The sequence below is a fragment of the Rhizobium sp. CF142 genome, from assembly GCF_000281145.1.
In the GTDB taxonomy this organism is placed as follows: domain Bacteria; phylum Pseudomonadota; class Alphaproteobacteria; order Rhizobiales; family Rhizobiaceae; genus Rhizobium.
Genome location: NZ_AJWE01000127.1, coordinates 67,928 through 89,946, shown reverse-complemented (window position 1 = coordinate 89,946; position 22,019 = coordinate 67,928). Strand labels below are relative to the sequence as shown.

21 protein-coding genes are annotated in these 22,019 nt (G+C 60.5%); 13 read left to right on the top strand and 8 right to left on the bottom strand.

Annotation, left to right across the window (positions count from 1 at the left end):
• Nucleotides 1-186: 186 nt before the first annotated feature.
• Nucleotides 187-1,557 carry an amidase gene (locus PMI11_RS31875; RefSeq protein WP_007825753.1) on the top strand — a complete coding sequence of 457 codons (1,371 nt, stop codon included), beginning with the start codon at nt 187-189 and terminating at the stop codon, nt 1,555-1,557.
• Nucleotides 1,558-1,626: 69 nt separating this feature from the next.
• Nucleotides 1,627-2,487 (top strand): sugar phosphate isomerase/epimerase family protein, encoded by an 861-nt coding sequence (locus tag PMI11_RS31870; protein WP_007825752.1) that lies wholly within the window; start codon nt 1,627-1,629, stop codon nt 2,485-2,487.
• Here PMI11_RS31870 and PMI11_RS31865 read toward each other — a convergent pair.
• Nucleotides 2,484-3,374: a helix-turn-helix domain-containing protein gene (locus PMI11_RS31865; RefSeq protein ID WP_007825750.1), complete on the bottom strand. Its 891-nt coding sequence runs from the start codon at nt 3,372-3,374 to the stop codon at nt 2,484-2,486. The genes PMI11_RS31870 and PMI11_RS31865 overlap by 4 nt on opposite strands.
• 114 nt (nt 3,375-3,488) lie before the next feature.
• On the opposite strand from PMI11_RS31865, the gene pobA reads away from it, so the two are divergent.
• The 4 genes from pobA (at nt 3,489) to PMI11_RS31845 (ending at nt 8,254) form a co-directional block, all read left to right on the top strand.
• Nucleotides 3,489-4,661 (top strand): 4-hydroxybenzoate 3-monooxygenase, encoded by a 1,173-nt coding sequence (gene pobA / locus PMI11_RS31860; RefSeq protein ID WP_007825748.1) that lies wholly within the window; start codon nt 3,489-3,491, stop codon nt 4,659-4,661.
• Nucleotides 4,662-4,806: 145 nt separating this feature from the next.
• A complete protein-coding gene (locus PMI11_RS31855; RefSeq protein WP_007825746.1) occupies nt 4,807-5,934 on the top strand; it encodes a tartrate dehydrogenase in 1,128 nt (375 codons plus the stop codon).
• 36 nt (nt 5,935-5,970) lie between these two features.
• Nucleotides 5,971-7,449 carry an NAD-dependent succinate-semialdehyde dehydrogenase gene (locus tag PMI11_RS31850; protein WP_007825745.1) on the top strand — a complete coding sequence of 493 codons (1,479 nt, stop codon included), beginning with the start codon at nt 5,971-5,973 and terminating at the stop codon, nt 7,447-7,449.
• Between the two features lie 10 nt (nt 7,450-7,459).
• Entirely contained in the window at nt 7,460-8,254 is a 795-nt protein-coding gene (locus tag PMI11_RS31845; protein WP_007825742.1) for an HpcH/HpaI aldolase family protein, read from the top strand.
• Between the two features lie 20 nt (nt 8,255-8,274).
• Here the strand turns inward: PMI11_RS31845 and PMI11_RS31840 are convergent, their stop codons facing one another.
• From PMI11_RS31840 to PMI11_RS31815, 6 genes are all read right to left on the bottom strand, one after another.
• Entirely contained in the window at nt 8,275-9,000 is a 726-nt protein-coding gene (locus PMI11_RS31840; RefSeq protein WP_007825741.1) for an SDR family oxidoreductase, read from the bottom strand.
• A gap of 12 nt (nt 9,001-9,012) precedes the next feature.
• Nucleotides 9,013-10,074, bottom strand: a complete 1,062-nt coding sequence (gene ugpC, locus PMI11_RS31835; RefSeq protein ID WP_007825739.1) for an ABC transporter ATP-binding protein — start codon at nt 10,072-10,074, stop codon at nt 9,013-9,015.
• A 61-nt stretch (nt 10,075-10,135) separates the two neighbouring features.
• On the bottom strand, nt 10,136-10,342 hold the full coding sequence (locus PMI11_RS31830; protein ID WP_007825736.1) for a DUF2160 family membrane protein: 207 nt from the start codon (nt 10,340-10,342) through the stop codon (nt 10,136-10,138).
• Between the two features lie 4 nt (nt 10,343-10,346).
• Nucleotides 10,347-11,183 carry a carbohydrate ABC transporter permease gene (locus PMI11_RS31825; RefSeq protein WP_007825730.1) on the bottom strand — a complete coding sequence of 279 codons (837 nt, stop codon included), beginning with the start codon at nt 11,181-11,183 and terminating at the stop codon, nt 10,347-10,349.
• A 4-nt stretch (nt 11,184-11,187) separates the two neighbouring features.
• Nucleotides 11,188-12,063 (bottom strand): carbohydrate ABC transporter permease, encoded by an 876-nt coding sequence (locus PMI11_RS31820; RefSeq protein WP_007825729.1) that lies wholly within the window; start codon nt 12,061-12,063, stop codon nt 11,188-11,190.
• Between the two features lie 97 nt (nt 12,064-12,160).
• A complete protein-coding gene (locus PMI11_RS31815) occupies nt 12,161-13,594 on the bottom strand; it encodes an extracellular solute-binding protein (protein ID WP_007825728.1) in 1,434 nt (477 codons plus the stop codon).
• A gap of 294 nt (nt 13,595-13,888) precedes the next feature.
• Here PMI11_RS31815 and PMI11_RS31810 point away from each other — a divergent pair, with 294 nt between their 5' ends.
• The 6 genes from PMI11_RS31810 (at nt 13,889) to PMI11_RS31785 (ending at nt 19,865) form a co-directional block, all read left to right on the top strand.
• The gene (locus PMI11_RS31810) at nt 13,889-14,773 is read left to right on the top strand and encodes a sugar phosphate isomerase/epimerase family protein (RefSeq protein WP_007825726.1); all 885 of its coding nucleotides are present in this window, start codon (nt 13,889-13,891) and stop codon (nt 14,771-14,773) included.
• A gap of 64 nt (nt 14,774-14,837) precedes the next feature.
• On the top strand, nt 14,838-16,052 hold the full coding sequence (locus tag PMI11_RS31805; protein WP_007825720.1) for an ROK family protein: 1,215 nt from the start codon (nt 14,838-14,840) through the stop codon (nt 16,050-16,052).
• Between the two features lie 26 nt (nt 16,053-16,078).
• The gene (locus PMI11_RS31800; protein ID WP_007825718.1) at nt 16,079-17,056 is read left to right on the top strand and encodes a tagatose kinase; all 978 of its coding nucleotides are present in this window, start codon (nt 16,079-16,081) and stop codon (nt 17,054-17,056) included.
• Nucleotides 17,056-18,330 carry a D-tagatose-bisphosphate aldolase, class II, non-catalytic subunit gene (locus tag PMI11_RS31795; protein ID WP_007825717.1) on the top strand — a complete coding sequence of 425 codons (1,275 nt, stop codon included), beginning with the start codon at nt 17,056-17,058 and terminating at the stop codon, nt 18,328-18,330. The genes PMI11_RS31800 and PMI11_RS31795 overlap by 1 nt, the downstream gene beginning before the upstream one ends.
• Nucleotides 18,331-18,354: 24 nt before the next feature.
• Nucleotides 18,355-19,080: an SDR family oxidoreductase gene (locus PMI11_RS31790; protein ID WP_007825715.1), complete on the top strand. Its 726-nt coding sequence runs from the start codon at nt 18,355-18,357 to the stop codon at nt 19,078-19,080.
• An 11-nt stretch (nt 19,081-19,091) separates the two neighbouring features.
• Entirely contained in the window at nt 19,092-19,865 is a 774-nt protein-coding gene (locus tag PMI11_RS31785; protein WP_007825713.1) for an SDR family NAD(P)-dependent oxidoreductase, read from the top strand.
• A gap of 89 nt (nt 19,866-19,954) precedes the next feature.
• On the opposite strand, the gene PMI11_RS31780 is transcribed toward PMI11_RS31785, so the two are convergent.
• The gene (locus PMI11_RS31780) at nt 19,955-20,440 is read right to left on the bottom strand and encodes a MarR family winged helix-turn-helix transcriptional regulator (protein ID WP_007825710.1); all 486 of its coding nucleotides are present in this window, start codon (nt 20,438-20,440) and stop codon (nt 19,955-19,957) included.
• 49 nt (nt 20,441-20,489) lie between these two features.
• On the opposite strand from PMI11_RS31780, the gene PMI11_RS31775 reads away from it, so the two are divergent.
• The gene (locus PMI11_RS31775) at nt 20,490-22,004 is read left to right on the top strand and encodes an FAD-dependent oxidoreductase (protein ID WP_007825709.1); all 1,515 of its coding nucleotides are present in this window, start codon (nt 20,490-20,492) and stop codon (nt 22,002-22,004) included.
• Nucleotides 22,005-22,019: the final 15 nt, after the last annotated feature.

Here is a 22,019-nt window from a genome sequence, read left to right as displayed (position 1 = left end):
AATGGCGTGCCTATCCGCCTCACGCGTGCAGCACCGCATGTGTGTCTTAACTGCGGTAAATTGAAGAGGGCTAAAGCAAACTCAGTGTTCACAAAATCGTACCAATCATCGTGAAAAGCCGTGCAAGGGCTGGTCCTGCGAAATGATAGGCGGTAAATCCTGTGTGATATCCACAGGACTCTCCCCATGGCCTTTACTTTCGGCGCGATGTCTATCGCTCAGCTTTCCCTCCTCATCCAGAGCGGCAAGGCCGATCCGGTTGATGTCGCGGAGGCGATCTTCGACGGCATCGAGCAATATGCCGACAAGGCGGTCTTCACCCTGTTGTTGCGCGAGCGGGCGATGCAGGAGGCTCACGCTTCCTCGAAGCGTATCCGCGACGGCCGTTCGCTCGGTGCGCTCGACGGCATTCCGATCGCCTGGAAAGATCTTTTCGACATCGAGGGCATGGCAACCACGGCCGGTTCGGTGGTTCTGGCGGGCGATGCGCCTGCTGAACAGGACGCTGCGATCGTCGCAACGCTCAAGAATGCCGGCATGCTGGCTATCGGCCGTACCAATATGAGCGAATTTGCTTTCTCCGGCCTCGGCATCAATCCGCATTACGGCACGCCGGAAAACCCTCACAGCAAGGACGAGCCACGCATTCCCGGTGGGTCGTCCTCCGGCGCCGGCGTGGCGGTTGCCGCCGGCCTCGTGCCGGTTGCGATGGGCACGGATACCGGCGGCTCGGTGCGTATTCCCGCCGCTCTGAACGGCATCGTCGGCTACAAGGCGACGCGCGGGCGCTATGCCATGGAAGGCGTCTATCCGCTGGCTGCGAGCCTCGACTCGCTCGGTCCCCTCTGCCGTTCCGTGCAAGACGCCGTCTGGGTCGATGCTGTCATGCGCGGGTTGACGGCGCCGACAGTCACCCGGCAGTCGCTGAAGGGCGTGGAAATCGTCATCCCCCGTAATATCGTGTTCGACGGCCTGGGTTCGGGCGTCGCCGAAGCCTTCGAAGGCGGCGTGGAGCGGCTGCGTAGCGCTGGCGCGCATATCAGTCCGATCAACATTCCAGCCTTTGAGGAAATCCTGGCGCTGATGGCAAAACACGGTGCTCTCGTCACTGCCGAAGCCTTCGCTCTCCACCGCGAACGGCTTGCAGGGCCGGAGGCTGTGCGGATGGATCATCGTGTCGTCCTGCGCACGCGGCTCGGCGAGAAGACCAGCATGGCCGATTACATCGCCATTCTTGCCGGGCGCACGCGGCTGATCGCCGAAGTCGATCGGCTTGTCGGCAACCGCTTCCTCGCCTTTCCTTCGGTCGCCCATGTGGCGCCGCCGATCGCGACCCTTCAGCGCGATGACGAGCTTTTCTTCGCCGCGAACGTCAAGACGCTGCGCAACACAGCGCTCGGCAATTTCCTGGACTGGTGCGGTGTTTCCATTCCCTGCGGCAAGGGCGAGGCGGATATGCCGGTCGGTTTCCTTCTATCGGCGCCGGCAAACCGTGATGAGGCATTGCTTGCCGTTTCGCTGACGGCAGAAGCAGTCATTCGCGGTGACCGGATCTAGGCGTTGCGGGCTTGATGCGGCGCGTCATTCTTGCCAAAGTCCTCGCGAGGAAACGGGAGGAGATGAAAGATGCAGGCTTTGCAGAACGGCCGGTTTGCGGTTTCCACATGGTCGCTTCACCGGATGCTGGGTGCAACCTACCCCTATAGTCCCGATCCGCAGAAAAGCGCGGCACGCCAGGAGCCCTATGGGGCAGGCACCGTGAGCCTGCTCGAAGTGCCGGGCATGCTCGCCGAACGCGGACTTGGCCGGCTGGAGGTTTGCTCGTTCCACCTGCCGAGCCTGGACGCCTCTTATCTCGCCGAATTTCGCGATGCGCTGGAGGCCTCCAGCATCCTTTTCCAGACGCTGCTCGTCGAGGATGGCGATCCCAGCAATGCCGAGACGGCGGAGCGTGACATAGGCTGGATTGCCGGCTGGATCGATATCGCAAAGAAGCTCGGTGCCGAGCGCATCCGCGTCATTGCCGGCAAGCAGGCGCCGAATGAGGAGAACCTTGCGCGTTCCGCGCGGCATCTGAAATGGCTCGCCGGGCAGGCGGAGGGAAGCGGCGTGCGTGTCGTCACCGAAAACTGGTTCGCCCTGCTGCCCTCGCCGAAGGAAATGAACTGGCTGCTCGACGAGCTCGACGGCAAGATCGGGCTCAATGGCGATCTCGGAAACTGGGCGGCACCGGCGAAATATGAAGGGCTGGCGAATATCATGCATAGGGCCGAAATCTGCCATACCAAGGCCGATTACAATGCCTCAGGGCTTGATGCCGCAGATTACCGTCATTGCTTGGAAATGTGCGAAAAGGCTGGTTACGCCGGACCCTACACGCTGATCTACGACTCGCCGTTCTTTGCGGACGAGTGGGATGGCATCCTGCTGCAGAAACGCTTCATCGAGGACTTCCTTGAGGATGCCCCGGCGCGTCGCACAGCCTAGGTTCGTTCCAGCCTGTTCTTCTCCCGTTTGCGCCAATCCTTGGGCGTCTCGCCCGCGTGCTTGAGGAAGAAGCGGGAGAAATAGGCCGGGTCGGCAAAGCCAAGCCGATGGCTGACCTCCTGAACGCTCGCGAGCGTGAAGATGAGCTCACGCTTGGCCGCGTCGACGAGTTTGCCGGCGATCAGGTCGTGAGTCGTCTTTCCGGTCATCGAGCGGACGATGCGATTGAGATGGGTCGGCGAAATGCCGATTTCTCTAGCATAGAATGAAGCGGGTCTGTGCGAACGGAAATGCTGCTCGATGAGGCCAGTCAGCTGCTCCATCCGCCGTTCGTTTTCATCGGCAGGGAACTGGCTGATATCCTCCTGATGGGAAATTCTCGCCGTCAGCCGCAGCGCCAATGCGGCATAGGAGGTGAGAAGCTCGCTGCGGCCGCTGCGGTTGTACCGATATTCATCGCCGAGCCGCCTCAGGCTCTGCATGAGATAGGCGGCGTCGGGATCATCAGGATCGAGTGCGGTGAGATGCGGGGCTGCAAGCCACTCACCGAGCCGGCTGCGGTCGCCGGGAAGGTGGTTGAGATTGGCGCTCAGCATGGTGATGACGAGGCCGTCGACATCCCGCGAAAAACGAAAGCCGTGATCGAGCCCGGGAGGAATCGTGACAACCGCTGGCGGCTGGATGGCGTGGCTCCGCTCGCTGAAAATGGCATCACCTGCGCCGGCATCGATGTACAATATCTGAAAGAAGCTCGCGTGCCGATGCAGCTTGATCTCCCAATGGTGTAGGCTGCTACGCGAGGGAATTGTTTCGCAGTGCAGCCAGAAATCGGGTTCCTTCCCCGATGTCTCGCCGTAGAGCTCATAGGTTGGCACATGCCTCGTCATGGGCTTCCTCCCGTTCTCATGTTCGTTTTGTGCAATTTTTCGGTGGGAAAGTCCATTGCCGCTTGAAGGGCTAAGGGTCAGAATTTGGCAAAGCAAATTGCAGGGAGGAAGCAATTGCGCACGCAAATCGCCATCATTGGCTCAGGCCCGTCGGGCCTGCTGCTCGGCCAACTTCTGACAGAAGCTGGCGTTGACAACGTCATTCTCGATCGGGTGGGAAAGGACTACATTCTCGGCCGAGTTCGCGCTGGCGTCCTGGAAGAGGGCACCGTTCGTCTTTTGGATGAGGCGCGGTCGGCTGCCCGGCTGCACAATGAAGGCCTGCCGCACAATGGCTTTTCACTGGCATTCGACGGGCGCGATCATCGCATTGATCTCTACGGCCTGACCGGTGGCAAGCGCGTCACGGTTTACGGCCAGACAGAGGTGACGCGTGATCTGATGGAACGGCGTGAGGCAAGTGGTGCATTGACCATCTATGATGCCGGCAATGTGACGCCGCATGATTTCGATGGCCGCTCTCCCTTCGTGAGTTACGAGAGGGATGGCGTTACTTACCGTATCGACTGCGATTTCATCGCCGGCTGTGACGGCTTCCATGGAGCAAGCCGCAAGGCGGTTCCGAAAAAGGCGATCAGAACCTTCGAGAAGATCTATCCCTTCGGCTGGCTCGGCCTCCTGGCCGATGTTGCTCCGGTCAATCATGAGCTCATCTACGCCAATCATCCGCGTGGCTTTGCACTCTGTTCCATGCGCTCTGCGACCCGCAGCCGCTATTACATCCAGTGTTCACTAGACGAGAAGGTCGAAGACTGGAGCGATGACCGCTTCTGGGACGAGTTGCGCCGCCGCCTGCCGGCCCATCATGCGGAAGCCCTTGAGACCGCACCATCCTTCGAAAAATCAATCGCACCGCTGCGTTCGTTCGTGGCCGAGCCGATGCGCTTCGGCCGCCTGTTCCTTGTCGGCGATGCCGCCCATATCGTGCCGCCGACCGGTGCCAAGGGGTTGAATCTTGCTGCGAGCGACGTGCACTACCTGTTCGAGGGCCTGAGGGAATTCTACGGTGATCGCTCGCGCGCCGGCATCGACGCCTATTCGCGAAAGGCGCTTGCCCGTGTCTGGAAGGCCGTGCGCTTTTCCTGGTGGATGACGACGATGATGCATCGTTTTCCCGATACCGGTGATTTCGACCAGAAGATCCAGGAAGCAGAACTCGACTATCTCACCCATTCCCACGCCGCCTCGACGGCGCTTGCGGAAAACTACGTCGGATTGCCGTTCTGACGGCATGTGCCGGCTGACCATTCCCGAGGAGTTCAAGGTCGAGGACGTGGCCAATGCCTGTTGCTTGCCTTCGACGACAGCCGCATGATGACCGAGCAGATGCTGCTGATCAATGGCGGCCTCATCTGACTATTAAGGGGGTCCCATGAACGCCAATACCAATACGCCGCTCCGCCGCTATCGCATCGCCTCCGTTCCTGGCGACGGCATTGGCCCCGAAGTCATCGCCGCCGGCCTCGAAGTGCTCGAAGTGCTGGCCGCCCGCAGCGGCGCCTTTGTGCTCGACGTCGATCACTATGACTGGGGCAGCGAGCGCTACCGCAAGACCGGTGCCTTCATGCCGGAGAATGCCCTGTCTCTGCTGAGGCAAGCCGACGCCATCTATTTCGGCGCCGTCGGCGCACCTGACGTGCCCGATCACGTGACACTCTGGGGCCTGCGTCTGCCGATCTGCCAGCGTCTCGACCAATACGCCAATATCCGCCCGACCCGTATCTTCCCCGGTGTGAAAAGCCCGCTGAGGGGCGTCGAGGAAGGCGATCTCGACTGGCTGATCGTGCGCGAAAATTCCGAGGGCGAATATTCCGGCCATGGCGGCCGCGCCCATGTCGGCCTGCCGGAGGAAGTGGCGACCGAAACCTCGATCTTCACGCGGCGCGGCGTCGAGCGCATCATGCGCTTTGCCTTCGGCGAGGCGCAGAAACGCCCTCGTAAGCTGCTGACGGTCGTCACCAAGTCCAACGCGCAGCGCCACGGCCTCGTGCTGTGGGATGAGATTGCCGCCGAGGTCGCCAAGGACTTTCCCGATGTGACCTGGGACAAGGAACTGGTCGATGCCATGACCTTCCGCATGGTCGCAAAACCAAAGAGCATCGACACGGTCGTTGCGACCAACCTGCATGCCGATATTCTCTCTGACCTCGCGGCTGCGCTCGCCGGCTCGCTCGGCATCGCGCCGACGGGCAATGTCGATCCCGAACGCCGTTTCCCCTCGATGTTCGAGCCGATCCATGGTTCGGCTTTCGATATTACCGGCAAGGGCATCGCCAACCCCGTCGCAAGTTTCTGGACGGCATCGCTGATGCTGGAACATCTGGGCGAGGCAGTTGCGGCAAAGATACTGATTTCAGCGGTGGAACAGGTCTGCGCTGCCGGCATTCTCACTCCAGATCTCGGCGGTGAGGCGACTACGGCGGATGTGACACGGGCTGTTTGCGAAGCGCTGCGGGGATCGAGCTTCGCCCCCGATGACGAGAATATTCCGACCGTCTGATCCCCGACAACCGCGTTTCAAGGAAGGTATCCAGTCATGAGCAATAGACTTTCGGGCTACAAGCTCCGCCGTCCGGAGCTTTTTCGCGAAGCGAATTATATTGGCGGCCAATGGGTGCAGGCCGATAGCGGCCGTACCTACGACGTGACCAATCCTGCAACCGGTGAGGTGATCGGAACCGTGCCGGCCATGAGTGCTGTCGAGACGAACCGCGCGATCGATGCCGCCTACAAGGCGCAAAAGGCATGGGCGACACTGACTGCCGAGCAGCGCGCCAATCATCTCTGGAAGCTGGCAGAGCTGATGCACGAGAATCTCGAGGATCTGGCGGCGATCATGACGATAGAGCAGGGCAAACCGCTCTCCGAAAGCCGCGGCGAGGTCGTCTATTCCGCAAGCTTCATCGAGTGGTTCGCTGAAGAGGCGAGGCGCGTCTATGGCGACACGATCCCTTCGCCGGTTCCGGGTCGACGTCTGATTGTGCAGAAGCAACCGGTTGGCGTCTTTGCGGCAATCACACCTTGGAATTTTCCTTCGGCGATGATCACCCGCAAGGCCGGTCCCGGCTGGGCCGCAGGCTGCACCGGCGTCATCCGTCCGGCAAGCCAGACGCCCTATTCGGCGCTGGCGCTTGCCGTCATGGCCGAAGAGGCGGGCTTTCCGGCCGGTGTCTGCAACGTCATCACCGGCCCCTCGTCGGAAACCGGCCCTGCGATCACCGCCAGTCCGAAGGTGCGCAAGCTCACCTTCACCGGCAGCACGGCGGTCGGCGCCAAGCTGCTCGCCGAATGCGCGCCGACCATCAAGAAGACCAGTATGGAGCTTGGCGGCAATGCGCCTTTCATCGTCTTCGACGACGCCGATCTCGACGAGGCGGTCAAGGGCGCCATGGGCTCGAAGTTCCGCAATACCGGGCAGACATGCGTCTGCGCCAACCGCATTCTCGTACAGGACAGGGTGCATGACGCCTTTGCCGAAAAGCTCGCAGCCGCCGTTGCCAAACTGAAGCTCGGCGACGGCATGGAGGAGGGCGTCACCCTCGGCCCGTTGATCGACGAAGCTGCGCTCAAGAAGGTCGAGACGCATGTCGAGGATGCCGTCAGGCATGGCGCGAAGATCGTCTCCGGCGGCAAGCGTGATCAGCGTGGCGGCAATTTCTACCTGCCCACCATTCTCTCGGATGTCTCCCGCGAGGCGGAAATCTTCTCGGATGAAACCTTCGGTCCGGTTGCCCCGCTTTTCCGCTTCAAGACGGAGGAAGAGGCGATCGAAATGGCCAATGACACGCCGTTCGGTCTTGCTGCCTATTTCTACGCTCGTGACGTCGGCCGCATCTTCCGGGTTGCCGAGGCTCTCGAATTCGGCATTGTCGGTATCAACGAGGGACTCATCTCGACGGCGGTCGCTCCTTTTGGCGGCATGAAGCAGTCCGGCATCGGCCGGGAAGGTTCGAAATACGGCATCGAAGAGTTCCTCGAGGTCAAATACATGGCCATTGATGGCCTGGCGAACTGAGGAGAATGCCATGAGTGCAGCTGATATCGACGGCTTTGCAGCCCGGATCCGGAACCACGAAAGCCGGATGATCTCCGCTTGGGTGGGCATTCCCGATCCGCTGCTGGTCAATCATCTGGCTCAGGAAGCCTTCGATGCCGTTGTGCTCGACATGCAGCACGGTATGTGGGACCTGCCGTCGGCAGCTGCCGCCGTCGGCCATGTGCGTATCGCCGGCAAGCCGGCGCTCGCCCGCATTCCGGTCGGCGATTTCGCCTCTGCCTCGCGCCTGCTCGATGCCGGTGCGTCAGGCATCATCGCGCCGATGATCAATTCGGCCGAGGATGCGAAGGCCTTCGTGAAGACCACAAAATATCCGCCGGTCGGCGAGCGCAGCTGGGGTCCGTCTCTGGCGCTCAATCACACCGGCCTTTCGGCTGACGATTATCTCAAGACCGCCAATGATTTGACGGTCGCAATCGCCATGATCGAGACGCGCGCGGCGCTCGAAGCGATCGACGATATCCTCGGAGTCCCCGGCATCGACGGTATCTTCATCGGCCCGTCGGATCTCTCCATCGCCCTGTCGAACGGCGATCAGGTGGCGCCGAATGCCGCCGAGATCGACAGTGCCATGCAGCATGCCGTCGCGCGTTGCAGCGCGCACGGAAAATTCGCCTGCGCCTTTGCCGGTGACGGCGAGCGTGCCGGCGAGCTTCTGAAATTCGGCTTCGCTTTCGTCATTGCCGGAGCGGAAACCGCGCACTTGCGATCCGGTGCCCGCAAACAGATCAACGCCGCCAGGAAGGTTGCTTTCGGCGGCTGATCCACAGGCAATATAGGGTCTCACGCAATCATGTAGCCGCCATCGATAGGCATGGAGATGCCGTTGACCATCGCAGCTTCGTCCGAGAGCAGGAAGAGGATCACCTCTGCCACGTCCTCGGGCTCTGCGAACCTGCCGACCGGGATGCGCTTTTGCATTCCGGCCGCCTTCTCCGGATCGCTCCAGGCCTTGATCGCCATCGGCGTCAGCGTCACCGTCGGATGCACGCCATTTACCCGGATGCCCTGCGGCGCCAGTTCCTTGGCCATGACGCGCGTCAGGCCGTCCAGACCGCCCTTCGAAGCGCAATAGGCTGCATGATCCGGGATGCCGACGAAAGCGGCAACGGAGGAGACGTTGACGATGGCGCCGTGGCGGCCGTCTTCGATCAGGGACCGTGCATATTCCTGCGCGACGATCATCGGGGCGCGCGTGTTGACCGCAATCAGGTGGTCAAAGGCTTCGACTGTGGTTTCGAGAAAGGGCTGCAGCTCGGTCGTTCCAGCGCAGTTGATAAGCAAATCTGCCGGAAGTGCGGCGCGCGCGGCCTCTCGCGTCGCCTTTGCATCGGCAAGATCGACCTGAATGGCCTCGCAACCAAGATCTTCGCGTAGCGAAACGACATCGGCAGCACTTCTGGTGAGTGCCGTAACCTTGGCACCACGCTTCACCAGTATCTCTGCGACAACGCGGCCGATGCCCTTGCCGGCACCGGTGACGATCACTTTTTTTCCTTCGAAATTCATTTGTTCCTCACCTTACAGTCGCTGACCCGTTGCCTGATCAAAGATGTGAACACGGCGCGGATCAATATGAAAATGCAGCGTCCGACCGGGCTCGACCTCGATGCGCTCACGGATCAGGGCATCGATCGGCACTCCGCCGACACGGCCGAAGATCAATGTTTCTGAGCCGGTCGGCTCGTATACCGACACTTCCACCGGAATACCGTCATCGCTGATGGTTATGTGTTCCGGGCGAATGCCATAGGTTACGGCCTTGCCCTCCTCTGCGTTCACGCGGTCTACTGGGAGGGTAACGCCCTGATCGGTGATGACAACCTGCTTTCCGTCACGAGTTGCGATCTTGCCCTGTAGAAAGTTCATCGACGGGCTGCCGATGAAACCGGCGACGAAGAGGTTTGCCGGAAAGTCATAGAGATCAAGCGGCTTGCCGACCTGTTCCACCCTTCCGTCGCGCATGACGACGATCTTGTTGGCCATCGTCATGGCCTCGATCTGGTCGTGGGTGACGTAGACGGTGGTCGTCTTCAGCCGCTGGTGCAGTTCCTTGATCTCGACGCGCATGGTGACGCGAAGCTTGGCATCGAGGTTCGACAGCGGCTCGTCGAACAGGAAGACCTGCGGGTCGCGGACGATGGCTCGGCCCATGGCAACGCGCTGCCGCTGTCCGCCCGACAGCTGCTTCGGATAGCGGTCGAGATAACGCGTCAGGTCGAGGATTGCGGCTGCCTTGCCGACCTTCTCGTCGATCTCCGATTTCGGGCGTTTCGCCATCTTCAGCGGAAAGCCCATGTTCTCGGCGACCGTCTTGTGCGGGTAGAGCGCGTAGCTCTGGAAGACCATGGCGATGTCGCGCTCCTTCGGCGGGGCGTTGGTGACCACGCGGCCGCCGATGCGGATATCGCCGCTGCTGACGGTCTCGAGACCGGCGATCATGCGCAGCAGTGTTGACTTGCCGCATCCCGAAGGGCCGACCAGCACGACGAACTCGCCATCCTCGATATCGACGCTGACGCCGTGCATGACCTGAAGAGCGCCATATCTCTTGGTGACGTCGCTGACCTGTACGTTTGCCAATGTCTTTTCTCCCTAACCCAGCACGGCTTGCGTCTTGATAGTGTTGATGGAATTCACCGGCTCACCCCTTCCAGACGATGTAGGCGCCAAGCACGGCGGAGATTGCCACGGCGAACCATACCGAAAGCCCAAACGGTTCGATGAACCGCATCCAGAACAGGGAGAGAGCGACCCAGATCACGACGGAGATGAACAGCCGGTCGAACCAGTTCGTTTCGATCGGCAGGAAGCCCGGCTGTTTTTCGTTATTCTGAGAATCCGAAGCCATTTTGCTATCCTTTCACCGCGCCGAAGGTCAGGCCGGCAACGATGTGACGCTGCACCACCGAGAAGACGATAAGTGCCGGGATCAATGTCAGCATCGAGATCGCCGCCATGATGCCCCACGCCGTCCCTGTCGTCGTTACGTATTCCGACAGGCCGGTTGTGAGCGTGCGGGCGTTGAAGTTGGTGAGTGTCGCGGCAAGCAGATATTCGTTCCACGCAAAGACCCAGGTGAGGATGAGCGTCACCGCAAGTCCCGGTCGCGCCAAGGGAAAGACGATGTCGTAGAGGACCATCCAGGGGCTTGCGCCATCCATATAGGCAGCCTCATCCAGCTCCTTCGGAATGCTCTCCACCGTCGGACGCAGGGTCCAGATGGCGAAGGGGAGGTTGAAGGAGCAGTAGACCAGGATCATGCCGAGCCTGGAATCCGCAAGCGAGAAGTCGCCGATCCTGTAGACCTGCGTCAGCAGCAGGAAGAGCGGCAGCAGGAAGACCGCCGGGGGCGCCATGCGGTTGGTGATCGTCCAGAAGAAGATGCTTTCCTTGCCCGCGAGATCGAACCGTGTCAGCGCGTAGCAGGCAAGAAAGCCGAGGGTCGTCACCAGGAGCGCGTTGCCCGACGAGATGATCAGCGAGTTGAGCATGTATCGCCGCAAAGTCTCGTTTGTCAGCACGTCCTGGTAATTCTTCCAGAAGAAGCTGCGAAGCACGACATCCGGTGTCGAGAACAGGTCGAAGGGCTGCTTTACCGATATGACGAAGAGCCAGTAGATAGGAAAAAGGGTTGCGAAACTGATCAGCGTCCACATGAGGACCGAAAGCCAGGGATTATGTCGCTTCATCGCCTCAGCCTCTCTTCGCGCGGGGAGCAATCAGGCCGACATAGAGCAGCCAGCAGACGACGATGGTGAGGTAGAGCACGACGACGGAGATCGCCGAACCGTAGCCGTAGTTGGTCTTGGGGAAGACTTCCTTGAAGATGTGGACACCGAGGTAGCGCGTCGCCGACCCCGGACCGCCGCCGGTCAGCATCAGGACTTCGTCGACGGTGCGCAGCGCGTCCATGAGCCTGATGAACACCGTGGCCAGGAGGGCAGGGCGGATCAGCGGGAGCGTGATGTGCCAGAAGATCTGGCTCTTGCCGGCGCCATCGATCTGAGCCTGTTCGAAGGGGTCAGGCGGAAGCGAGACCAGGGCGGCGATCAGAGAGAGGGTGACCAGCGGCGTCCAGTGCCAGACGTCCATGATGATGGTGATGATGAAGGCCGCGGTGGCGCTCTGGCCGATGTTCAGGTCGTATCCGAACCAGCTTCGCAGGAGATATGGGATGATGCCGATCGACGGCGTCGTCATCAGCTTCCACACAGACCCGACGATGATGGGTGCCATGATCAGAGGAAGGGTATGGATGGTGCGGAAGAAGGCTTTTCCCGGAAAGTCTTTCATCAGCGCCTGCGCGAGCACGTATCCGAGCACGAGTTCGGACACGACCGCGAAAAAGACGAATGCAATGGTGATGCCAAGAGAGGCCAGGAATTGTGGGTCGAAGACGAGGGTTCGATAATTCGATGCCCAGTTGAAGACCATCAGTGGATTAGCGGCGAAAGGGTTCCACTGGTGAAACGAGACCCAGACGACGTAGATGAAAGGAAAGATGCCGAAGAGCCCGAGGATCAGGATCGTCGGTGACAGCAACAGCCATCCAAGCTTTTGTGAATGCATTGCATCATCCTCTTTGGCACCCCCTGGGGCGGCCTATAGAGCCGGGAAAGAAGCGGGTCGCCAAGCGAAGACGACCCGCCAAGGTGGGGAGGATGATTTATTTGCGATAGCCGAGTGACGTGAGTTCTTCTTCGGTCTTGGCAGCCATCTGGTCGAGACCTTCGTCGGGCGCGATCTTGCCGGTCAGGATATCGAAGAAGATCGGCGTGGTCGCTTCACGCACCTGAGCGTGGAACGGGTACGGGGGCGCGCCGGCGAACAGCTTGCCCTCGTCCTTCAGCATCGTGTAGAAGCCGCCGAGCTTGACATCCATCGCCTTGACCTTCGGATCGTCGAAGGTCGCCTTGTTGGTGATGCGCGGAGCGGCGATGGCCCAGTCGGGCTGCACGTCGTTCTGACCCATGAATTCGAGGAACAGCAGAGCTGCTTCCTTGTTCTTGGATGTAATCGGCAGGCCGAAGGCGCCGCCGTCATAGTAGCCGATGTAGCCCTTTCCGGATTTCGCATCCTCCAGGACACCCGGCTCAAGTGGCGGCAGGGCAAAACCTACTTTGTCGACCACTTTCGACTGTGCAGGATCGCTCGCGATCCATGCGGCGTTCTCACCGTAGATCAATCCTTGAGCGACACGGCCGGCAGCGAAGGTCGTTGCAGTTTCCGTCCAGGTCGATTGGGTCGATTCCGGCGGGGCGATGTCGCGCAGATGCAGCCAGTATTTCAGCGCGGCCTTCGCCTTGTCGCTGTTCATTGCGCCGCCATGCTCGACCGTCGCTGCGTAGTTGTTGCTGGCGTCGATGCCCCAGTTGTAGACGCCGAAAGTCGGCGCGATGGATTCGAAATATTCGTACCAGGACGCGGCGTGACCTGTATGGGCCTGAGCGGTGGTGCCCCAAAGCTCGATGCCGTTATCCTTGCCGTATTTGGTGAAGAATTCGGCGATCTGCGTGTAGTCCTCATGTGTAGTCGCCGGCTTGAGGTCCTTGCCGGTTTCTTTCTTGAAGGCCTCCTTGATCTTCGGATCGTCGAAAAGGTCCTTGCGATAAAGGTAGGTCTTCAGGAAGGCTTCCATCGGTACGCCGAAGAGATCGCCCTTCTTGTCCTTGAAGTAGTCGGCGAAGCTGGTGAAGTTCGCGTCGTCGTAGGCCGGCGCTTTCAGACCCGCCTGATCTTTGAGCGTCTGGGTGATGTTGACGAGAAAATTCCGGGACAGATACGAATAGATGATGTCCTGTTCGATGTAGACCATGTCATAGATGCCGGTCTTGGCCTCCATGTCCTTGATGGCCTTGTCGTACATCTGATCCCAGGACGTCGTCTCGATTTCGACCTTGATGCCGGTCTTCTTCTCGAATTCCGGCGCGAGCACGTTCTTGATGTAGTTCGATGGCGGCGTGCTTTCGGTCACGCCGTGCAGGGTCACGCCTTTGAACTTGGCGCCGGCGTCGGACCAGAAGTCTGCCCATGCCGGTGAAGCGGTGGTGGCAAGGCTGAGCGTCAGCGCAAGCGCGCTGGCTTTCAAAGCGTAATTCATTTCAATCCTCCCAGATAGCGGCGAGATCATTTCGCCGGGCCATTGTGTAGAGGAATAATGCTATCCGCGCAATATTTGTTGTCTAAACCTGCAAATATGAGAACTATGTCGTTGATTTCGATGGAAAGTAATTTCCATCAGTGTGGTCATATCCGAAAGTCGAGAATAAATTGCTGCGATGCAACGAGTTTTTCGCAGGAGCAAAATTACGATCTGCGAATTTATTTGTTGCTTTGCCATACTAACTGACATAACTGTTGCGCAACAAAAGGCATTCAGCGGAGGAAAACGGCTATGCGTCGATTGGGTATCCATTCATTTGTATGGACGGGCGGCCAAACGCAGGAGGGCCTCGAAATGGCCCTTAACAAAACGGCCGAGCACGGATATCGCACAATCGAATTCGCTTATCTGCGCCCTGAAAAGTTCAATCTCGACCGTCTGGCGAAGCTCGCGCAATCGCTTGATGTCGAGATCGGCGTGACGATGGGCCTGCCGATCGACAAGGATATTTCGAGCGAGGATACGGCGGCCGTCTCCGCCGGCAGACAGACGCTGGCCGATGCCGTGCGTGCAGTCCGCGACATCGGCGGAAACAAGCTCGGCGGCATCCTCTATTCCGCGCACACCAAGTACAACCGGCAGCCGACGAAGAAGGGCTGGGACAACAGCGTCGCCACTATCGCTGCGACTGCTGATGTCGCGAAGGATGCGAGGGTCGATCTCGTCCTGGAGATCGTGAACCGCTTCGAAACAAACCTTCTGAACACGGCGGCCCAGGGATTGAAGTTCATCTCCGAGACCGGATCGGACCATGTCCGACTGCATCTCGACACCTTTCACATGAACATCGAGGAAGCAAATCCGGCTGCCGCGATCCGGCTTGCCGGCGACAAGATTGGCTACTTCCACATCGGCGAGAGCAACCGCGGCTATCTCGGCGACGGCGTCATCAACTTCGATCTCATCTTCGATGCCTTGCTCGATGTCGACTACAAGCGCGACATCGTGTTCGAAAGCTTTTCGACCACTGTTGTCGATGAAGGCCTGTCACTCGCCTGCGCAATCTGGCGCGACACGTGGACCGATAACGACCCGTTGGCGGCCCATGCCAAACGCTATATCGAACTGAAATATGAAGAAGCGAAACGGCGCCGCGTCACGAACGCACGCCCCTGATAATCCTTCTGCCGATCTGCTTCGTAAGTGTAGGCTGGAGCAGTCGATTTGAAGAGAAATGAACATGAACGACACCGTTTCCATAGGAAGCTCGCCGCGCAGGATCAGGCAGAACAACATCGTCGCAGCCCTGCAGACGATCTACAGCCATCGCCGCCTGAGCCGGGCCGATCTGGCGCGGAAGCTCGGGATGAACCGTTCATCATCAGGGGAGATCGTTGCCGAACTGACGGAAAGCGGCTTTGTCCAGGAGTCGGAAGAGAGCAGCAAACAGCGCTCGGAGCAATCCCGTGCCGGCCGTCCGGGGATCATGCTCGAACTGGTTCCGGATGCCGCATTCTTCGTCGGGATCGAACTTGGCGTTGAGCATATATCTGCTGTCGTTGTGGACTTTTCCGCCGATGTCCGGGCCTGTCGCAGGCTGGCCTTCCACGCGCAGTCCTCGACAGTGGAGGATGCCGTGGCATGCGGCGTCGAGCTCATCATCGGTGCCATGGCGAAAGACATGATCCAGCGCTGCAAGGGGCTTGGCATATCCGCGCCGGCGCATATCCGGCCGGAAGGGATTGTCACGCTTGCGCCGATCATTGGCTGGCGAGAGGTGCCGTTGAAAGAGATCGGCCGCAGTGCTTTTCCGGCCGAGGTGCCGATCGCGGTGGAAAACGACGCCAATGCTTTCGCGATCGGTGACAGCTATCGTCATGGCGTTTCCGGCGTGACGCTCTTTCTGCTCATGGAGACCGGCGTCGGTGGCGGGATCATGATTGATGGAAAGCTGTTTCGCGGCGGTCATGGGCTTGCCGGCGAAATCGGCCATACCCTCGTGCCGGGAAGCGGCGGACAGAGATTCGAGCAACTGATCGGCCGCGAGGTGCTGATCAGGCAGTACCGGGAGGCGACCGGTCGCACCGACGTCGATCTGCAGGATTTCCTCACCGATGTTCGCGATCGTGTTCCTGATGCTGTGAACATAGCGGAGATCTGGTCGCGGCATCTTGCCTACGCGCTGCTGCAGGCCTGTCGTCTGCTCGATCCTGACAGGATCGTGCTCGGCGGTTCCGTAGCGTCGCTCTATCCGATGGTAGCGGCCCGCGTGGCGGTCCACATGTCGGAAGGCCAGAACATTCCTTTTCCGACCCCCGAGATCGTCGTCGATGGCGACGCGGAGTTTGGTTCCGCCTTCGGGGCGGCGTGCATGCTGCACCAGCGCTTCCTCTCTCTCGAAAACGAGGAATTCGGTGGCGAAGACGGTGCAATACAACGATCAACAGCGATTTAGCGACACCTATCGAAAGCAGGATTGCAATGGCTTCAGTGCTGGCTCCGGACCATCTCGGTCCCACGGTTTGCGTCGGCGAGATCCTCGTGGAGATCGTTGCCACGACGGTGGGAGACGGCTTCCGTGAGGCTCAGCCGCTCGTCGGTCCGTTTGCCAGCGGGGCACCGGCGATCTTTATCTCGCAATGCGGCCGGCTCGGCGGAGCGGCGGCGATGGTCGGGGCCGTCGGCAACGACGACTTCGGTCACGTCAATGTTGACCGCCTCAGGCGTGATGGCGTCGATGTGTCGACCATTTCCATCGACCCAGATTATCCGACCGGAAGCGCCTTCGTCCGCTACCGCAAGGACGGCTCCCGCGACTTCGTCTACAATATCGCGAAGTCCGCGGCCGCCCGCTTCGGCTGGTCTCAGGGCGTCAGCGATCTCATCAACCGCAGCGGACATCTCCATGTGATGGGTTCGGCTCTCTCCGTTCCGAGCGCTCGGGAAGTAATCGACAAGGCTGTGGACATCGTGAAGGCGCGAGGCGGAACGCTCTCGGTCGATCCGAATATCCGCAAGGAATTGCAGCTCGATGAGGATACCGAGCGCCGATTTGCCAGGCTTGTCGCCGCCGCCGATCTTCTATTGCCGTCAGGGGAAGAGCTTGAGCGGGCGGCTGGCATCTCGGGCGAAGCCGAGGCGATCCGCCGTCTTTTCGAAATAGGCGTGAAGGAGATCGTGCTGAAGCGTGGAGCGGAGGGCGCGACCTATTTCGGCAGGGACGGAGACCGCATCGACGCTCCTGCGTTTCTCGTCGAAGAGGTCGATCCCACCGGCGCCGGCGACTGCTTCGGCGGGGCCTACCTCACCTGCCGGCGGCTCGGAATGTCTCCAGGCGAGGCTCTCACCTATGGTTCGGCCGCAGGTGCGCGCAATGTGGCGATCCGCGGTCCGATGGAGGGTGCCGGCACGCGCCAGGAGCTCGACGCGTTCATCGCCTCGACGGAAAGGCGCTCCTGATGCAGATAAAGCTGAACGAACTGGCTGCGCTCAGGGCTCTGGGCCACCCTGCAGGGATCACCTCGGTCTGCTCGGCCCATCCGATCGTCCTGAGGGCAGCGCTGCGTCACGGGCGTGACCATTCGAGCACGGTTCTGATCGAAGCCACCTGCAACCAGGTCAATCATCTGGGCGGCTATACCGGAATGACCCCTGCGGACTTTGCGGCTCTCGTGCTGCGCATCGCCAAAGAGGAGGGCTGCCCGGAAAACCTCATCGTGCTCGGCGGCGACCATCTCGGACCGAATCCCTGGCGGGACCGTGCGGCCGAAGAGGCCATAGCGGAGGCTGAGAGGATGGTTGCGGCCTATGTCGATGCCGGGTTCCGCAAGATCCATCTGGACGCATCGATGGGCTGCATGGGTGAACCCGCCGCATTGGACGACGAGACGACCGCTCATCGCGCTGCACGGCTTGCCGCTGTCGCAGAGACCTCGGCAAGGTGGGCAGGGGGCGCCATGCCGGTCTATGTGATCGGTACGGAGGTTCCTCCTCCCGGTGGCGCGGATCACGCGCTGACCACGATCGAGCCGACTGCGGCTTCGGCCGCCAGGCGGACGATCGATGTCCATCGCCGTATCTTCGCCGAGGCCGGCCTCACGGAGGCGTTTGCGCGTGCCATCGGCCTGGTGGTGCAGCCGGGCGTCGAGTTCGGCAACCACAATGTCATCAGGTACGATCGCAGCAAGATCGACGCGTTGAAGCAAGTGCTCGAGGACGAGCCGCAGTTCGTGTTCGAGGCACATTCCACCGATTATCAGGGCACTGGTCCGCTGACCGCGCTCGTTGAAGACGGTTTTCCGATCCTCAAGGTCGGACCGGAACTAACTTTCGTCCTGCGCGAGGCCCTCTATGGGCTGGACCTGATCGCATCCGACCTCGTGCCTGATTATGGGGAGCGTCCCCTGTACGCTGCGATGGAGGCTTTGATGCTGGCGCATCGGGAGCATTGGAGCCGTCACTATCACGGTACGGAGGGCGAGCAGCGCTGGCTTCGGCATTATTCGCTGTCCGATCGCATCCGGTACTATTGGACGGCTGAACAGGCTCAATCTGCCGTCGCGCGTCTATGCGACGCGCTTGCCGGAAAGTTCGTACCGCTTCCGCTGTTCTGGCAGCATATGCCGGCGGCCGAGCGGTTTTCCGACAGGCCGCTCGATCCTGAGGAGGTCTTGATCTGGCGGGTGACGAAGAGCCTTGCGGAATATCATGCAGCATGCGGCGGAGCGAGATGAGGCCGCCTAACCGAGGAGGAAAGAATGAACGAGTTGAAAGGGAAGATCGCTGCGATCACCGGCGCGGCGTCGGGTATCGGAATGGCGTCGACGGAGGCGATGATTGCGGCAGGCGCCACGGTCGTTCTCGTTGACCGCGACGAGAAGGCGTTAAAAGCAGCCTGCGAACGTCTCGGGGAGCAGGCGATACCTCTCGCTCTGGACCTGCTGGATCCGGAGGCATGCGCTAAGCTTCTTGACCGCGTGCTGTCGAAGGTAGGGCAGCTCGACATTTTGCATGCCAATGCGGGCACCTACATCGGCGGCGACCTCGCGGATGCCAATCTCGACGCCATCGACCGGATGCTCAACCTCAACGTCAATGTGGTGATCAAGAACGTGCGGACCGTCATTCCGCACATGGTCGAACGCGGCACAGGCGACATCGTCGTCACGAGTTCGGTCGCGGGCCATTCGCCGGTTCCATGGGAGCCCGTCTATTCACCGTCGAAATGGGCGATGACGTGCTTTGTCCAGACGATGCGCCGCCAGCTGCTGAAAAGCGGCATTCGTGTCGGCTCGGTTTCGCCGGGACCGGTCATCAGCGCGCTGCTGGCCGACTGGCCGGAGGAGAACCTGCGCAAGGCGAAGGAGGCCGGCGCCCTGATCGAACCCAAGGAGGTGGCTGACGCGATCATGTTCATGCTGACGCGTCCGCGCAACGTGACGATCCGCGACATCGTCGTTCTGCCCAGCGCGTTCGATATCTGAGGAGCTGAACCATGAGCTATCAGGAAAAGTTCCGTCTCGATGGCGAACGCGCGGTCGTCACCGGCGGCGGGCGGGCCATCGGGCTTTGCTGCGCTCACGCACTCGCCGAAGCCGGTGCAGCCGTCGTCGTCATCGAGCGCAATGAATCCGACGCCGAGCAGGCGCTGGCGCTCAAAGACAAGGGATACGACGTCGAGCTGCGTCTCGGTGACGTGACCGATTCCACCCGCATGGAGGCGATCGCCAATGAACTCGCCGACAGTGGCCGCCCGGCGACGATCCTGGTGAACAATGCCGGGATCGGCCAGAACGGGATTGCAGCAGAAGATGTCACGGACGCCGATTGGCTGCGGATGATGAATGTCAACGTCAATGGCGTCTTCTGGTGCTCGCGCTCCTTCGGCCGCCATATGGTGGCGATGAAACGCGGGGCGATTGTCAATCTCGGCTCGATGTCCGGCATCATCTGCAACCGGCCGCAGCCGCAGACGGCCTATAACGTTTCCAAGGCTGCCGTTCACCACCTCACCCGTTCCATGGCCGCCGAATGGGCTCAGCACGGTGTAAGGATCAATGCTGTCGCGCCAACCTATATCGAGACGCCGATGGTCGCGGCAGTCGAAGCCAATCGCGAGCGGATTCCGATCTGGCTCGCCGATACGCCCATGGGGCGAATGGGTACGCCGGAAGAGGTCGCAAGCGCGGTTCTCTTCCTCGCATCCGGTGCGGCAAGCCTGATGACGGGGGCAATTGTCAACGTCGATGCAGGATTCACCTGCTGGTAGGCCGGCTTCGGTTGAGAGTGTCGAGGCGCATGCGATCCCGCCGGCGCCTCACTTCCGTCCGTTCGCCTGCCCATCTATATCGTGGCTAGTCAGCGCTTGGCCGGATCATCCTTCACGGCATCGGCAAACTTCCGCATCAGGCGGACCAGATTGTCCAGATCATCGGGATCCCATGTCTTGAATATCTCGATCCCTATCCTCTCACGCGCCGCATCGACGCGATCTGTCATCGATTTTCCCTTCGCGGTGACGACTGCTTCGCTGACGCGCCGGTCCGTCGCGCTCGGCTGGCGTTGAATGAGGCCGAGGCTCTCCAGCTTGGCGACCTGACGGCTGACCGTCGTGTAGTCCCGGCCGGCGCGGTCGGCCAGATCGACCACGCCAATCGGCCCCAATCTTTCAATGCCTACCAGCAAGGGGAAGAGGGCGCGGTCGAGCGAAATCCCTGCCTCCTTGACCATTGCCTCATCCCGTTGCGGCCGGTTCATGACGCTGACGATCTCAAGCAGCGATCCATGAAGTTCATGGATGCGTTTTGAGATATGTGTATTTTGCACATTTTTTGTTGACGGCAATTCTGCTCTCCTGTTATGTGCATAATACACATAAATAGGAGCAGCAGCAATGACAGAAGATGATGCAATCGATGTATTGATTTGTGGTGCCGGCGCGGCTGGCCTGACCCTGGCGATCGATCTCGCCCGGCGGGGTGTATCTTTCCGGCTGATCGAGAAGATGGATGATCCGTTCCGAGGTTCGCGCGGCAAGGGGATACAGCCTCGAACCCTGGAAGTGTTCGAGGACCTTGGCATTGTCGACAAGATTGCCGCATCCGGCGGTTACTATCCGCATCAGCGCGAATATCACGGCGACGGCAGCGTGAAAGATGTCGCGCTTGTCGAGGCCTGTGAGCCGGTCCCATCGGAACCCTACGGAATGCCTCTGCTCGTGCCTCAATTCCTGACGGAGGGAGCGATGCGGGAGCGCCTTGCCGAACTCGGCCATGCTCCGGAGCTCGGCTGCGCGTTGGTCGGCTTCGAACAGGATGGGCAGGGTGTAACAGCAAGGCTTGCCAGTGGCGGTGAAGAACAGACGATCCGCGCATCATATCTCGTCGGCACCGACGGCGGCCGAAGCTTTGTGCGCCAGGCGCTCGCCATCGGCTTTCCCGGAAAGACGCTCGGCGTTCGCGCCATCGTTGCCGACGTGACACTGACAGGCCTCAGCCGCGATGTCTGGCATCGCTTCAACGAGGGGTCGATGGAGACGCAGATATCCTTTTGTCCCTTGGTCGAAGAAGGGTCTTTCCAACTGCAGGGACCAGTGCCTCTCGAAGGCGACATCGACCTGTCGGCCGAAGGGCTTACGGCGCTGACTGCCGAACGCACCGGCCGCACGGACATCATTATCCAGTCCGTCTCCTGGGCCTCGGCATTCAACATGAATGCCCGGCTTGCCGACAGCTATCGTGTCGGCCGTGTCTTTCTCGCCGGAGACGCCGCCCATACCCATCCGCCGACGGGCGGCCAGGGTCTGAACACCAGTGTTCAGGACGCCTACAATCTCGGCTGGAAGCTGGCAGCCGTCCTATCGGGCGCCCCGGAGACGCTTCTCGATAGCTATGAAGAAGAGCGCCGTCCGATCGCGGCGAGCATGCTCGGACTTGCCACCAGACTGCTCGAAGATATGAAGCGTGGCGACCTTCGGCGTGGCCGTGAGGTACGGCAACTGGACATCGGCTATCCCGGTTCGAGCCTGTCGCTCGAAGAACCCCAGCGTCAGACTCGCATCCTTGCCGGCAACCGCGCTCCCGACGCGCTGCTGAAGGGCGCCGCAGGGCAACCCGCGCGGTTGTTCGACCTCTTTAAAGGCCCTCACTGGACGTTGCTGGAATTTGAAGTGGAGACGGTTCCCGTCAAGTCACGCAAAGGACTGCATATCCATAGCATCGGGCAAGGTGGCGACCTTAGCGATAACGAGCACCGATTCCGCGACACTTACGAAGTTGCCCCAGGTGACCGGATTCTTGTCCGTCCGGATGGCTATGTCGGCGCGATCGTCTCGCAGGGCGACGTGGCGGCATTGGAAGCCTATCTTCATGATGTCGGGCTGAAAACGAGGACGACCGCCAAGCGATGAAAACGCCACCGCGGC